The 14,199-nt window shown below is 70.6% G+C and carries 10 protein-coding genes; 6 read left to right on the top strand and 4 right to left on the bottom strand.

Annotated elements, in window-relative coordinates; genetic code table 11:
- Window positions 1-125: 125 nt before the first annotated feature.
- Window positions 126-3,098: an excinuclease ABC subunit UvrA gene (gene uvrA / locus DFR69_RS26995; RefSeq protein WP_110040454.1), complete on the bottom strand. Its 2,973-nt coding sequence runs from the start codon at window positions 3,096-3,098 to the stop codon at window positions 126-128.
- Between the two features lie 317 nt (window positions 3,099-3,415).
- On the opposite strand from uvrA, the gene DFR69_RS26990 reads away from it, so the two are divergent.
- On the top strand, window positions 3,416-4,048 hold the full coding sequence (locus DFR69_RS26990; RefSeq protein WP_110040453.1) for a response regulator transcription factor: 633 nt from the start codon (window positions 3,416-3,418) through the stop codon (window positions 4,046-4,048).
- Between the two features lie 4 nt (window positions 4,049-4,052).
- On the opposite strand, the gene DFR69_RS26985 is transcribed toward DFR69_RS26990, so the two are convergent.
- Complete coding sequence (locus DFR69_RS26985) at window positions 4,053-4,832, bottom strand: sigma 54 modulation/S30EA ribosomal C-terminal domain-containing protein (RefSeq protein WP_110040452.1); 780 nt, start codon at window positions 4,830-4,832, stop codon at window positions 4,053-4,055.
- 153 nt (window positions 4,833-4,985) lie between these two features.
- On the opposite strand from DFR69_RS26985, the gene DFR69_RS26980 reads away from it, so the two are divergent.
- Entirely contained in the window at window positions 4,986-6,803 is a 1,818-nt protein-coding gene (locus tag DFR69_RS26980) for a sensor histidine kinase (protein ID WP_110040451.1), read from the top strand.
- Between the two features lie 6 nt (window positions 6,804-6,809).
- On the opposite strand, the gene DFR69_RS26975 is transcribed toward DFR69_RS26980, so the two are convergent.
- Window positions 6,810-7,955, bottom strand: a complete 1,146-nt coding sequence (locus DFR69_RS26975) for a beta-ketoacyl synthase N-terminal-like domain-containing protein (protein ID WP_110040450.1) — start codon at window positions 7,953-7,955, stop codon at window positions 6,810-6,812.
- A 90-nt stretch (window positions 7,956-8,045) separates the two neighbouring features.
- On the opposite strand from DFR69_RS26975, the gene DFR69_RS26970 reads away from it, so the two are divergent.
- Genes DFR69_RS26970 through DFR69_RS26960 form a run of 3 tightly spaced genes read left to right on the top strand, consistent with a single transcriptional unit; the run spans window position 8,046 to window position 12,011 of the window.
- Entirely contained in the window at window positions 8,046-9,383 is a 1,338-nt protein-coding gene (locus DFR69_RS26970; protein ID WP_110040449.1) for a diguanylate cyclase domain-containing protein, read from the top strand.
- Window positions 9,384-9,395: 12 nt separating this feature from the next.
- The gene (locus tag DFR69_RS26965) at window positions 9,396-9,707 is read left to right on the top strand and encodes an antibiotic biosynthesis monooxygenase family protein (RefSeq protein ID WP_110040448.1); all 312 of its coding nucleotides are present in this window, start codon (window positions 9,396-9,398) and stop codon (window positions 9,705-9,707) included.
- Between the two features lie 42 nt (window positions 9,708-9,749).
- Window positions 9,750-12,011 (top strand): HelD family protein, encoded by a 2,262-nt coding sequence (locus DFR69_RS26960; protein WP_110040447.1) that lies wholly within the window; start codon window positions 9,750-9,752, stop codon window positions 12,009-12,011.
- 12 nt (window positions 12,012-12,023) lie between these two features.
- Here the strand turns inward: DFR69_RS26960 and DFR69_RS26955 are convergent, their stop codons facing one another.
- On the bottom strand, window positions 12,024-12,686 hold the full coding sequence (locus DFR69_RS26955) for a TetR/AcrR family transcriptional regulator (protein WP_110040446.1): 663 nt from the start codon (window positions 12,684-12,686) through the stop codon (window positions 12,024-12,026).
- Between the two features lie 68 nt (window positions 12,687-12,754).
- Here DFR69_RS26955 and DFR69_RS26950 point away from each other — a divergent pair, with 68 nt between their 5' ends.
- Window positions 12,755-14,194 (top strand): MFS transporter, encoded by a 1,440-nt coding sequence (locus tag DFR69_RS26950; protein WP_110040445.1) that lies wholly within the window; start codon window positions 12,755-12,757, stop codon window positions 14,192-14,194.
- Window positions 14,195-14,199 lie beyond the last annotated feature (5 nt).

Genomic DNA, 14,199 nt, shown 5'->3' with positions numbered 1-14,199 from the left:
TCATCCATGGGGACGTTCCTTTCGTACCTGCACGACATCGCGATCGCGCCGAGGCGAATGTTACCCAGACGTGTTTCACTTTGTCGTGTTTTCGGAAAGTCCCCGGCTCGCGAGGGTAGCGGTCGTCAGCGCAGCGCGGCCGCCTTTCGCGCCAGCTTCTTGGCCGCCGGGGTCTCGGCCGGCGCCTTCTTCGCCGCCGGCGCCTTCTTGGCGGCCTTCTTCTCCGGTGCGCGCACGGGCGCGGGCGCGGCCAGGACCTCCTTGAGGAACTGCCCGGTGTAGCTGCCCGACACCTGCGCGACGTCCTCGGGGGTGCCCGAGGCCACCACGGTGCCACCGCCGGAACCGCCCTCCGGCCCCATGTCGACGACCCAGTCCGAGGTCTTGATGACATCGAGGTTGTGCTCGATGACGATGACCGTGTTGCCCTTGTCGACCAGTCCGTTGATCACCTTGAGCAGCTTGCGGATGTCCTCGAAGTGCAGACCGGTGGTCGGCTCGTCGAGGATGTAGACCGTGCGGCCGGTCGAGCGCTTCTGCAGCTCGGCGGCCAGCTTCACGCGCTGGGCCTCGCCGCCGGACAGTGTCGGCGCGCTCTGCCCGAGGCGCACATAGCCGAGGCCGACCTCGACGAGCGTCTTGAGGTAGCGGTGGATCGAGGTGACCGGCTCGAAGAACTCCGCGGCCTCGTCGATCGGCATGTCCAGCACCTCGGCGATGGTCTTGCCCTTGTAGTGCACCTCGAGGGTTTCCCGGTTGTAGCGGGCACCGTGGCACACCTCGCACGGCACGTACACATCCGGCAGGAAGTTCATCTCGATCTTGAGCGTGCCGTCACCCGAGCAGGCCTCGCAGCGGCCGCCCTTGACGTTGAAGGAGAACCGGCCCGGCTGGTAGCCGCGCACCTTCGCCTCGGTGGTCGAGGCGAACAGGGTGCGGATCTTGTCGAAGACGCCGGTGTAGGTCGCCGGGTTCGAGCGCGGGGTGCGACCGATCGGCGACTGGTCCACCTGCACCAGCTTGTCCAGATGATCGAGGCCGTTGATCCTGGTGTGCCTGCCCGGCACCTGGCGGGCGCCGTTGAGCTTGTTCGCCAGCACCGTCGCCAGGATGTCGTTGACCAGCGTCGACTTGCCCGACCCCGACACCCCGGTGACCGCGGTGAGAACACCGAGCGGGAACGCCACGTCGATGCCGCGCAGATTGTGTTCGGTGGCGCCGACGACGGTGAGCTTGCGCTTCTTGTCGATCGGGCGGCGCACCATCGGCACCTCGATCTGCTCGCGGCCGGAAAGGTAAGCGCCGGTGAGCGATTCAGGCTCGGTGAGCAGCTCGGCGTACGGGCCGCTGTGCACGACCCGGCCACCGTGCTCGCCCGCCAGCGGGCCGATGTCGACCACCCAGTCCGAGGCGCGGATGGTGTCCTCGTCGTGTTCCACCACGATCAGCGTGTTACCCAGCTTCTTCAGCCGCAGCAGCGTCTCGATGAGCCTGCGGTTGTCGCGCTGGTGCAGGCCGATCGACGGCTCGTCGAGCACGTACAGGACGCCGACCAGGCCGGACCCGATCTGGGTGGCCAGCCGGATGCGCTGGGCCTCGCCACCGGACAGCGTCGCCGCCGCGCGCGAGAGCGTCAGATACTCCAGGCCGACATCGAGCAGGAAGCCCAGCCGCGCCTGGATCTCCTTGAGCACCTGGCCGGCGATCGCGGCCTCGCGCTCCCCCAGTGTGAGCGAGTTCAGGAAGTGCGCGCACTCGCCGATGGACAGATCGCTGACATCGGCGATCGACTTGTCGGTGCCGTCGGCGGCCAGCGTGACGGCCAGGATCTCCGGGCGCAGACGGGCGCCGTGGCAGACCGGGCACGGCACGTCGCGCATATAGCCGTCGTAGTGCTCCTTCATCTGCTCGGACTCGGTGTTGTCCATGCGCCGGTGCAGGAACGGCATCACGCCTTCGAAGTCCGCGTAGTAGGACCGCTTGCGGCCGTAGCGGTTGGTGTAGGACACGTGCACCTGGTCGGAGCTGCCCTCGAGCACCGCCTTGCGGGCCCTGGCGGGCAGGTCCTGCCACGGGGTGTCCATCGAGAAACCGATCGCGTCGGCCAGGCCCGACAGCAGCCGGTTGAAGTACTCGGCGGTCTGCCCGCGCGACCACGGCGCGATCGCCCCGTCGGCCAGGCTCAGCTCCGGATCGGGCACCACCAGCTCCGGATCGACCTCCTTGCGGATGCCGAGGCCGGTGCAGTCGGGGCAGGCGCCGTAGGGCGAGTTGAACGAGAACGAGCGGGGCTCGAGGTCCTCGATGTCGAGCGGGTGGCCGTTCGGGCAGGCCAGCCGCTCGGAGAAGCGGCGCTCCCGGTCGTGCGCGTGCTCGTCGCGGTCGACGAAGTCGAGCACCACGATGCCGTCGGCCAGCCGCAGCGCCGTCTCGATCGAGTCGGTGAGCCGCTGCTTGGAGGCGGGTTTGACCGCCAACCGGTCGACCACGACCTCGACGTCGTGCTTCTCCTGCTTCTTCAGCTTCGGCGGATCGGTGAGCGGATACACCACACCGTCGACCCGCACGCGCGAGTAGCCCTGGGTCTTGAGCTGGTCGAACAGGTCGACGAACTCACCCTTGCGGGTGCGCACGACCGGCGCGAGCACCTGGAACTTCAGGCCCTCGTCCATCGCCAGCACCTGGTCGACGATCTGCTGCGGGGTCTGCTTGGCGATCAGCTCGCCACAGACCGGGCAGTGCGGCGTGCCCGCGCGGGCGTAGAGCAGGCGCAGGTAGTCGTAGACCTCGGTGATGGTGCCGACCGTGGACCGCGGGTTGCGGTTGGTCGACTTCTGGTCGATCGACACCGCCGGCGAGAGGCCCTCGATGAAGTCGACGTCCGGTTTGTCCATCTGCCCGAGGAACTGCCGCGCGTAGGCCGACAGCGACTCGACATAGCGGCGCTGTCCCTCGGCGAAGATCGTGTCGAACGCCAGACTCGACTTACCCGAACCGGACAGCCCGGTGAACACGATCAGGCTGTCCCGCGGCAGATCGAGATCGACACCTTTGAGGTTGTGTTCCCGAGCTCCGCGCACAGTGAGGCGTTCCGCCACCTGGTGAATCCCTTCTCCATCGTCATCCGCCGACCGGACATGAACCCCCGTCAGCCATGCTAGGCCGACCCACCGACAGAAACGGCTGACCGAGTCGCGGGGCCTCGCGCCCCTCCGGCCGGAAGCCGTCGCCCACTGCCTCGCCCGCGACGCCACGGCGCCCGGTCGGCGGGACGGCCGTAACGGCGGACCGCGACGGCCCACCCGGTTCCGGGTCGGGTCGTCGTGGGCGAGTTCTCGGTCCACGCACGCTCTTTCGATGCGCGGATTATGTTGGACCGTGGGGCGGGAACGATCGACATGATGAAGGAGCCGAAGTGCTCGAGGTGTTCCTGGTCGACGACCACGAGATCGTCCGGCGCGGCCTGATCGACCTGCTCGAAGGTGATCCAGAACTCAGGGTGATCGGCCAGGCGGGCGGCGTCGCCGAGGCGATGGTGCGCATTCGCGAGGCCAGACCCGATGTCGCCGTCCTGGACGTGCGCCTGCCCGACGGCAACGGCATCGAACTGTGCCGCAACCTGCTGGCCGAGTTCGAGGACCTGCGCTGCCTGATCCTCACCTCGTTCTCCGACGAGCACGCCATGCTCGACGCGATCCTCGCCGGCGCCAGCGGCTATGTGGTGAAGAACATCGACGGCATGAAGCTCGCCGACGCGATCAAGCAGGTCGGCGCCGGGCACTCGCTGCTCGACACCCGCGCCGCCGACGCGCTGCGGGCCCGGCTGCGCCGCAGCACCGAGCCCTCGGGCGCGCTGGCAGGGCTCACCGAGCAGGAACGCCGACTGCTGGAGTTACTCGGCGAGGGACTCACCAACCGGCAGATCGCGGCCAGGATGTTCCTGGCCGAGAAGACGGTGAAGAACTACGTCTCCCGGCTGCTGGCCAAGCTCGGCGTGGAGCGGCGCACCCAGGCCGCCGTGCTGGCGACCAAACTGCGCGAACCGTGAGGGCTCAGGCGGGGACCACGATGGTCAGATCACCGTCGTAGCGGCGGTAGAGCAGATTGCCGCGCCCGGTGTGCGCGTCGGTGAAGAACAGGTAGGGCAGGCCCGCGGTGCACAGCACGTCGGAGGCCTCGTCCTCGGCGTAGACGGGCGCGGCGTCCTGGACCACGCGCACCGGCATCGCGCTGACCGTCAGCGGCAGCTCGGCGGCGCCGCCCACGGCGGCGGTGTGACGCTGCCTGGCCAGGCTCACACCGTGCGGGTCGGCCCAGGTGACGATCGCGTCCTCGCCGGTCTGGGCGTCGGTGAACAGGTACGCGTCGTAGTCCATGGCGTCGAGGACCGTGCTCGCCTCCAGCGGCGTGCCCGTCATCAGGGCGCAGTCCTTGCGGCGGATGATCGGGCGGGTCTCGGTGACCTCGGCCAACGGACGACGCGCCGGGTCGGGCCAGGCGCCGCGCGTCTCCTTGCCGGCGCGCCGGGCCAGCTGACGGTCGAGCCGCTCGGCGGCGAAGGTGACGGCGAAGCCGCCGGGACCGGTGACCTGCACGCGGGTCAGGGTGTCGTTGGTCCGGATGTTGGCCTGCACCAGCGTGGGCTCGTCGGAGCCCTGCGGCGCGGTGACGCGCACCCGGGCCGGGCTGTCGAGATGGTGCCTGCGCATCACGCGGGTGATGGCGCGGACCGCCCTGGTGACGTCCTGGGGTGGTACCTCGCCGCGGGTGGTCACCGCGAGCTCCGGGTCCGCGGCGGTCGTCCAGTGCTGGGTGGTCGACAACGAATTCATCTCTTGCCCCACTTCTCGATCCCTTTTCCCGGTGCCCTATGCCACCACTCCCCTTCGCGTGCGTGAAGGGCCGAAAGTCACCGAACAGCGGACCGGGGCGCGGACTAGACTCTGCGGGGACGGCGGGGCGGCGCGGCGAGGGGATGGACGGCGATGACGAATGACGGTCGGAGTGGCCGCTATTCGGTGGGCCGGACCGCCTCGCAACAGCGTTTGCGCGCTCTGCTGGGCGAAGTGGCCGACCGCGTCGAGGTGATGATCGGCTCGCGCGACCGGATGGACGGCCTGGTCGAGGCCATGCTCACCGTCACCGCGGGCCTCGACCTCGACGACACCCTGCGCACGATCGTGCGGACCGCGATGAACCTGGTCGACGCCCGCTACGGCGCGCTGGCGGTGCGCGGGCACGGGCAACAGGTCTCGCAGTTCATCGACGAGGGCATGCCCGAACACATCCGGGACCGGATCGAACGATTACCCGCGGGCCACGGCGTGCTCGGCGCGGTGTTCGCGCAGAAGGCGCCGCTGCGCCTCGACGATCTCACCGAACACGCGTCCTCGGTGGGTTTCCCGGCCGGCCACCCGCCGATGCACACGTTTCTCGGTGTGCCGGTGCGGATCCGGGACAAGGTCTTCGGCAGCCTGTATCTCACCGAGAAGTCCGACGGGCAGCCCTTCACCGAGGAGGACGAGGTCCTCGTCCTCGCGCTCGCCGCCGCGGCCGGGATCGCCGTCGACAACGCGCGCCTCTACGAACAGGCGCGCACCCGGCAGGCGTGGATCGAGGCGACCCGCGACATCGCCACCGAATTCCTGGCGGGCACCGAATCCGATCGGGTGCTGGCCCACGTGGTCGACCACGCGCGCGGGCTCACCGGCTCGCACCAGGCGTTCCTGGCCTCGGTGCCGGTGCCGGACGAATCACCCGCCGAGATCTCGGAACTGGTGATCACCCAGTGGACCGGCCCCGACGCCGGGCAGGACTGGCAGACCGTGCCGATCGCGGGCACCGCGCTCGGCGACGCGTTCAGCAGGCGCACTCCCCTGCGCTTCGACGACGCGTCGACCGCGACGCTGGGCGTCGAGTTCGGCGGCGCCGAATCTCCCGGCGCCGGACCGGCTCTCGTGTTGCCGCTGTGTACCCCCGACGCCACCCTCGGCGTGCTGGTGACCATCCGCCCGCCCGGTTTCGCACCGTACTCCGACGAGATGCTCGAGCTCACCGCGGCCTTCTGCGATCAGGCCGCGCTGGCGGTGCGGCTGGCCGACGCGCAGCGCCGGATGCGCGAACTCGACATCGTCGCCGACCGCGACCGCATCGCCCGCGACCTGCACGACCACGTGATCCAGCGGCTGTTCGCGATCGGTCTCACCGTGCAGGCCACCCTGCCCAAGGCCGTGGTTCCCGAAGTGCGGCAACGGCTCTCGACGGTGATCATGGACCTGCAGGAGGTGGTGCAGGAGATCCGGACCTCCATCTTCGACCTGCACGCCAGCGGTCCCGAACACAGCGCGGGGCTGCAGCAGCGGCTCGAGCTGGCGATCCGGCGCCAGACCGCCGACATCGCGCTGCGCGCCACGATCCAGGTCTCGGGGCCCCTGTCGGTGCTGGACCCGCAGCTGGCCGACCACGCCGAGGCGGTGGTGCGCGAGGCGGTGAGCAACGCGGTCCGCCACTCCGGCGCCGACACGGTCGCGATCGTCATCGAGGTCGCCGACGATCTGACCATCGCGGTCACCGACAACGGCTGGGGCATTCCCAATCACGTGATCCGCAGCGGGCTGCGCAATCTCGAGCAGCGCGCCCAGGAGGCGGGCGGGCACTTCGAGATCGGGCCGGCGAAGCGCCCGGACGCCGACGGCAACCACCCGGACATGCCCGGCACCCGGCTGCGCTGGGCGGTCCCGCTGCCCCAGGACGCCACCGACGGCTACGAGCTCGCCGGCGGCCCCGAGGCGGGCGAGGACTGACCGCGCTCAGGCCGGACCGAGCACGACGGCGGCGTTGTTGCCGCCCATCCCCATCGACAGTTTCACGGTGAGACCTTCCGTCATCGGCGCGGTGCCGTCGAGCAGGCGCGGATGCGCCGGCGCCACGATCGGCGCCGACACCGCCAGCCCGCGCTCGTAGGACAGCGCGATCGCGGCGACCTCCACCGCCGCGGCCGCGCCCTGGCAGTGCCCGGTGAGCGGTTTGAGGGCGGTGACGACGGGGCGGTCGGCAAAGACGGTGGTGAGCACGTCTCGTTCGGCGGCGTCGCATTGCCGAGTACCGGTTCCGTGCGCGTTGACGTAGGCGACCTCGCCGGCCTCGATCCCGGCGGCGGTGAGCGCGCGACGCGCGCAGGCGATGATCTGGGTGTGGTCCGGATCGACCGAGACCACGTGGTACGCGTCGTTGGTCATCGCCCCGCCCAGTACCCGGGCATAGGGCGCGTCGACGGCGTCGGTGAGCAGGAACGCCACCGACGCCTCGGCCATGACGAAGCCGTGCGTGTCCGCCTGGAAGGGTCTGCACGCGGTGAACGGGTCGAGGTGCGCCACGGCGGCGCCCATGCCGACGAAGTGTTCGAGCATCTCCGGCGTCGCCGAGACGTCGGTGGTGACGCACAGGACGTCGTCGACCAGGCCTGCGGCCCGCCACAGCTGGGCGGTGAGCAGGGCGGCCGCGCCCGAGCTGCACGCCGCCGAGACGTTCATCGCCGGGCCGTGGAAACCGAACTCCTGCATCACGACCGAGATCGGCGTCGAGGGCAACAGGGGCAGGTAGTCGCGCGAGCGACGATGCCCGCCGTCGACGAGATAGAAGTCGCGCCAGTCGGCGACGTCGCCGAGGGTGATCGCGTGCACCAGGCCCACCGTGCGGCCGGCCCGGCGCCAGCCGCGCGTCTCGGCGTCGGCGATGGCCTCGACGGCCGCCGCGCGCACGGCGCGCCCGAACAGGCCGGCGTTGTCGGCGGGCTCCGCGCTGTCGGGGATCCGGCCGACCCAGGCGTGCTCGTCGCGTCCTGGGCCGTATCCGGGGTACAAACCGGCGGCTGGTTTCCCGCCGGTTATCCCCCGCCAGAGCCGTTCGCGCCCCCACCCGTAGCCGGAGACGACACCGAGCCCGGCGATCGACATAGAATCGAGGGGGTAGTTCATGCCGCTGGGAAGCACGTCTCCACATTAGTCCCGTTCACTGCCGGGCCACGTCGAGATCGGGGGTAACGCATGGCAGAAGCACACGCCGAGACGGCAAACGCCGAGCAACTCGCGCAGCGTTACCGTTCGCTGGTCGAGCACATGCCCGACGCGATCTGCGTGCACGAGGCGGGCACCATCGTCTACGTCAATCCGGCGATGGTGCGGCTGCTCGGCGCGCATTCGCCCGCCGACCTGCTCGGGCTGTCCATCACGACCTTCGTGCACCGCGATTCGGTGCCCGCCATGCTCGACCGCATCGCCCAGCTCACCGCCGAGGGCGCCGCCTCACCGCCGACCGAGATGGATCTGGTGCGCGTCGACGGCCGCACCGTGCCGGTGCAGACGGTCTCGGTGCTCACCGCCTGGAAGGACGAGCTCGCCTACCAGGTGGTGGTGCACGACCTGACCGCGCAACGCGCCGCCGAGGCCTCGGCGCGGCGGGCCGAGGCGCACTTCACCACCGTGGTGTCACAGCTGGAGGAGGGCGTGCTCGTCGTCGACCGCAAGGGCAGGCTCGAGTCGATCAATCCGGCGGGCAAGCGCATCCTCGGACTCGACGACGCCGCGCCGGTGGTCGGGCTCACCATCGACGAACTGCCCGCGACCATGATCGACCGCAACGGGCAGCCGCTGCCGACCACCCGGCATCCGATGGCGCACACCCTGGCCACCGGCGAGGCGGTCACCCACTTCGTCTTCGGGGTGGAACGCACCGACGGCAGGCAGGTGTGGTTGTCGTGCAACTGCCGTCTGCTCAACCCCGACAGCCCCGACTCCTCCGGGGTCTCGTCCTTCGCCGACATCACCGACTTCCGGGAGAGCCGCCGCCAGCTCGAATACCAGGCCACCCACGACGCGCTGACCGGGCTGGCCAACCGCTCGCTGATCCTGTCGCAGCTCGCGACCGCGCTCGACGACGACGGCGGCGACACGGTGACCACGGTGCTGTTCCTCGACCTCGACGGCTTCAAGGCGATCAATGACACCCTCGGCCACGCCATCGGCGACACCGTGCTGCAGATCGTGGCGCAGCGGCTCCAGCGCGCGCTGCGCGCGGAGGACCTGGTCGGCCGCCTCGGCGGCGACGAGTTCCTGATCCTGCTCGCCGGTCATCCCCAGCGGGCCGATCTGCCAGCGCTCATCGACCGGCTACGCGCCACGATCGGCGAGCCCATCATCGCCCGCGGCCACCGTCTGGAGGTGAGCGCCTCGCTCGGCATCACCGAGCTGGGCCCGCACGAACACCGCACTCCGGAGGCCGTCCTGCACGACGCCGACCTGGCCATGTACCGCGACAAGCCCGCCGGACATCGTGACCTCGGTCTCGGTCAGAATCGACGCTCGAACAACACCCACGCGTCCTGACAGACTGGTCGCGTGATCGTCGAACACGCGATGCTGCCCGTTCGCCCCGGACTCGCCGACGCCTTCGAGGCCGCCTTCGCCGAGGCCTACCCGATCATCGCGTCGATGCCCGGATTCCGCGGCTTGTCGCTGTCCAGGGGCATCGAGCACCCCGACGACTACCTGCTGCTGGTGCACTGGGAAACGCTGACCGACCACACCGAGGGGTTCCGCGGTTCACCGGAATACCAGCGCTGGCGCGCGCTGTTGCACCACTTCTACGACCCGATTCCCCAGGTCGACCACTTCGCGCCGATCGTCGGCGACGACGTCGTGTCCGAGTAGACTCGACAACTCTGTTCTCGCCGGTGACAAAGGAGTCCTGTTTTGCCCGACCGCCTCGCCGATGATCGCGCCGCGGAACAGCAGTACCTCTCGGTGCTCTACGCCCGGCTCGACGGCATGCGCGACTACGCGCAGAACCGGCTCAAGACCGTGTTGCTGGAGACCGGCGGCACCCCGCAGGCCCGCAGCGAACGCGAGTCGTTCACCGCGCTCTACAGCGAGGACCTGGCGAAATACGACGCCGCCGAACACGGGCTGTGCTTCGGCCGCATCGACCTCAACGGCGGCGAGCCCGAGGCGCGCTACATCGGCAGGCTCGGCATCCTCGACGAGGACAACGACTACGAACCGCTGCTGCTGGACTGGCGCGCGCCGCTGGCGCGGCCCTTCTACCTGGCCACCACCGCCAATCCCGAGGACGTGGTCCGGCGCCGCCACATCCGTTCGCGCAACCGCGCGGTGACCGCGATCAACGACGAGTACCTGGATCTGGCCGCCGCCGAGGCCGACGGCGTGGTCGGCACCGACGACGGCGTCGGCGGCGAGAGCGCGCTGCTCTCGGCGCTCAACGCCGCGCGCACCGGGCACATGAACGACATCGTGGAGACGATCCAGTCCGAACAGGACGCGATCATCCGGTCCGAGCACAAGAGCGTGCTGGTCGTGCAGGGCGGCCCCGGCACCGGCAAGACCGCGGTCGCGCTGCACCGTGCGGCCTACCTGCTCTACACCTACCGCCAGCAGCTGGCCAAGAGCGGCGTGCTGATCATCGGCCCGAACGCCACCTTCCTCGACTACATCGGCCAGGTGCTGCCCTCGCTCGGTGAGACCGGCGTGCTGCTGTCCACCATCGGCGACCTGTACCCGGGCGTGAAGGCGGTGCGCGAGGATTCGCTGCGCGCGGGCGAGATCAAGGGCTCGCTCGACATGCTCGAGGTGCTCAAGCAGGCCGTCCGCGACCGGCAGGAGGTCCCGGCGCAGCCGGTCCGGCTCACCTTCGACGGCTACCCGGTGACGCTGGACCGCAAGATCGCGACCAAGGCGCGCGGCCGGGCCCGCTCCTCACGCCGCCCGCACAACCTGGCCCGCCCGATCTTCGCGTCCTCGGTGATCGACGCGCTCACCGATCAGCTCGCGGCGACCATGGGCGCCGACCTGTCCGGCGGGACGAGCCTGCTCAGCTCCGCCGATCTGAGCGAGATCGGCGACGAGATGCGCGCCGACCCGCAGGTGCAGGCCGCGATCAGCGCGCTGTGGCCGATCCTGTCGCCGCAGGAGGTGCTGGCCGATCTGCTCGCCGACCCGGCCCGGCTCGACCGCGCGGCGAAGACGCTGAGCCCCGAGGACCGCGCCGAACTCGTGCGCTCCGACGACGGCACCTTCGGCGCGGCCGACGCGCCGCTGCTCGACGAGCTGGCCGAGCTGCTCGGCGTCGACGACACCGAGGAACGCGAACGCGCCCGCCGCCGCTGGCGGGCCCAGCTGGCCGAGGCCCAGGACGCGCTCGACATCCTCACCGGCTCGGCGCCACAGGACATCGAGGACGAACTCGACCCCGAGATCCTCATGGCCTACGACCTCATCGACGCGTCCCAGCTGGCCCAGCGCCAGGAGTTCGGCAACCGCCAGACCACCGCCGAACGCGCCGCGGGCGATCGCACCTGGACCTACGGGCACGTGATCGTCGACGAGGCGCAGGAACTGTCGGCCATGGCGTGGCGCATGGTGATGCGGCGCATCCCGAACCGCTGGATCACCGTGGTCGGCGACGTGGCCCAGACCGGTGACCCGGCGGGTGCGTCGTCCTGGCAGCGGGTGCTGGAACCGTATGTGGCGCAACGCTGGAAGCTCACCGAGCTCACCGTGAACTACCGCACGCCCGCCGAGATCATGGCCGTCGCCGCCGACGTGCTGGCCGCGATCGACCCCGGCGTCCGGGTGCCGCGCTCGGTCCGCGACTCCGGTCATCCGCCGCGCGCGTACCGCGTGCGACCGGACGAGGTGACCGGCGAGCTCGCGCGGCTGCTGGACGCCGAGCACGGGCCCGGCACCAGCGCGGTCCTCGCCCCCGCCGCGCTGATCGGCGAATTGTCCTCGCTGGCGGGTGAATCCGTGCGGGTCCTCACCGTGCACGACGCCAAGGGCCTCGAGTTCGACCGGGTGTACCTGGTGGAACCGCAGGAGATTCTCGCCGAGTCGCCGCGCGGGCTCAACGACCTGTACGTCGCGCTGACCCGCGCGACCCAGCGGCTGTCGGTGGTGCACACCGAGGAATTGCCCGAGGTGCTCTCCCGCCTCGCGTGAGCGGCGGGGCCGTCACGGCGTGGCGGCCAGCAATCCGTCGACCAGCGCCGCCAGCCCGGCGGCGAAGGTGCGCCTGGTGTCGAATTCGGTCCAGCGGGAACCGATTTCGGCCAGCCGGGGCGTGCTCTCGGCGTCGAGGTTCGCGAACACCTCGGCGCGATAGGTCGGGCCCCGCGCCGCACGGCGGGCCGAGCGGGTGGTGATGATCAGCTCGCCCGCGGTGTAGTGCCAGACGGTCCGGTAGACGTCGACGGCGCGGTCGAGCGGAAGCCCGGTCGCGACGGCGGCGTCGATGATGGTCTCGGGGAACCACAGCGCCGAGCGCCCGAACAGGTCACCGTCGACGAGGACCTCGACCACCCACGGCCGGGCGGCGAGCACCTCGTGCATCGCCGTGGCGGCCACCAGGATCCGCTGCCGGGGATCGTCGGGCAGGTCCGGCCATTCGACCTGGTCGGCGTAGTCGTCGAGGAGCAGTCGCAGCAGGGCGTCCTTGTCGCGGACGTGGTGGTAGAGGGCCATCGGCGTGCAGCCGAGCTCGGTGGCCAGCCTGCGCATCGTCAGCTTCTCGACGCCGTCGGTGTCGATCACGTCGTGGGCCGCCGACACGATGTCGGCGCGGGAGATCCTGGCCGGTCTTCCGGTGCGCGCCGAGGGCGATGACGAGGTGGGCATGAGTCCATCTTGACCCATGCGGCGCCGGCGGTCTGGACACGGACCTCTCACACGGTTAGTTTTTATACATGTATAAAAACTCGTCACCGCCGCGCCCCGGCGCCGCACTCACCGCCGTCGCCGTCGCTCAGTTCCTGGTCGCGCTGGACATGGCGGTCGTGAATGTCGCGCTCCCCTCGATCGGGCACGCGCTCGGTTTCGCCCCGCTCGACCTGGCCTGGGTCGTGCACATCTACGCGCTGACCTTCGGTGGGTTCCTGCTCCTCGGCGGAAAGGCCTGCGATCTGTACGGGCGGCGCAGGCTGTTCACTGCCGGGCTGGTGGTGTTCGGGCTCGCCTCCCTCGCGGGCGGACTCGCCGGAGAACCCTGGCAGCTGGTCGCCGCGCGCGCCGCCCAGGGCCTCGCCGCGGCGGCCGTCGCCCCCGCCGCCCTGGCGACCCTCACCACGACGTTTCCGGAAGGTCCCGCGCGCGTTCGGGCGCTGGGGGTGTGGGGCGGGGTCAACGCGGCGGGTGGTGCGCTGGGCGTGCTCGTCGGCGGTCTGCTCACCGAATACGCGGACTGGCGCTGGGTGATGCTGGTCAACATCCCGATCGTGGCGGTCGCGCTGCTGGCGACCGCGGCGGGAGTGCCGGCGGATCGACCGTCGGCGAGCCCGGAGCGACTCGATGTCCTCGGCGCGATCGCCGCGACCGGCGGCATCGGCCTGCTCGTGACCGGCGTGATCCGCACCGATCAGCTCGGCTGGTTCGCGGCGGAGACCGACGCGACGCTGGCCGCGGCCGTGGCCCTGCTGGCGGCCTTCGTGGTCATCGAGCGGCACGCGCGGAATCCGCTGCTGCGCCTCGGGTTGTTCGGGAATCGGTGGGTGCTCGGGGGCAACCTGTTCGTCCTGTTCGCCGCGGCGGGACAGTTCTCGGCGTTCTATCTGGTGTCGCTGTACCTGCAGCGCGTGCTGCACCTGGGCGCGGGCGCGGCGGGCGCGGCGTTCCTGCCGTTCTCGCTGTGCGTGATCGCCGGAACGCTGGTCGCGACCCGGATCGGCGCGCACCGGTCCCCACGACCGCTGCTCATCGCCGGCGCGGTGCTGACCACCGCGGGCATCGGCTGGTTCGCGCTGATCAGTCCCGAGGGCAGCGTCGTCGCCGACGTTCTCGGCCCCTCGCTCGTCGGCGGCTTCGGACTCGGCCTGTGCCTGGCCCCGGTCGCCGCGGCCGCCGTCACGGGTGTCGCGCCCGGCGACGCCGGGATGGCCTCCGGCGTGTTCAACAGCGCCCGTCAGCTCGGCGGCAGCATCGGTGTGGCCGCCCTGGCGACCCTGGCCGCGTCCCGCACCGGCGCGGGCACCGACCCGGCCGCCCTCAACGCCGGCTACGCCGTCGCCCTGGCCGTCGCGGCGCTGTTGTTCGCCGCCGCCGCGGTGGTCGCCGCGGTCGTTCTGCCCGCCGCACGACCCCAACCCACCGAACCCGTTGTCCGCGAGGACCTTCCCGCGGCAGCACAGTGAAAGGA

This window comes from Nocardia neocaledoniensis (assembly GCF_003182135.1).
GTDB classification, from domain to species: domain Bacteria; phylum Actinomycetota; class Actinomycetes; order Mycobacteriales; family Mycobacteriaceae; genus Nocardia; species Nocardia neocaledoniensis.
The sequence above is the reverse complement of the archived record's forward strand: the minus strand, read 5'-3'. Positions and strand labels throughout refer to the sequence as shown.

What these genes read in the sequence shown, in the direction of transcription:
- DFR69_RS26950 (WP_110040445.1), top strand. Translation starts at nt 12,755, where the DNA reads ATGTATAAAAACTCGTCACCGCCGCGCCCCGGCGCCGCACTCACCGCC.
- DFR69_RS26955 (WP_110040446.1), bottom strand. Translation starts at nt 12,686, where the DNA reads ATGCCCACCTCGTCATCGCCCTCGGCGCGCACCGGAAGACCGGCCAGG.
- DFR69_RS26985 (WP_110040452.1), bottom strand. Translation starts at nt 4,832, where the DNA reads ATGAATTCGTTGTCGACCACCCAGCACTGGACGACCGCCGCGGACCCG.
- DFR69_RS26975 (WP_110040450.1), bottom strand. Translation starts at nt 7,955, where the DNA reads ATGTCGATCGCCGGGCTCGGTGTCGTCTCCGGCTACGGGTGGGGGCGC.
- DFR69_RS26980 (WP_110040451.1), top strand. Translation starts at nt 4,986, where the DNA reads ATGACGAATGACGGTCGGAGTGGCCGCTATTCGGTGGGCCGGACCGCC.
- DFR69_RS26970 (WP_110040449.1), top strand. Translation starts at nt 8,046, where the DNA reads ATGGCAGAAGCACACGCCGAGACGGCAAACGCCGAGCAACTCGCGCAG.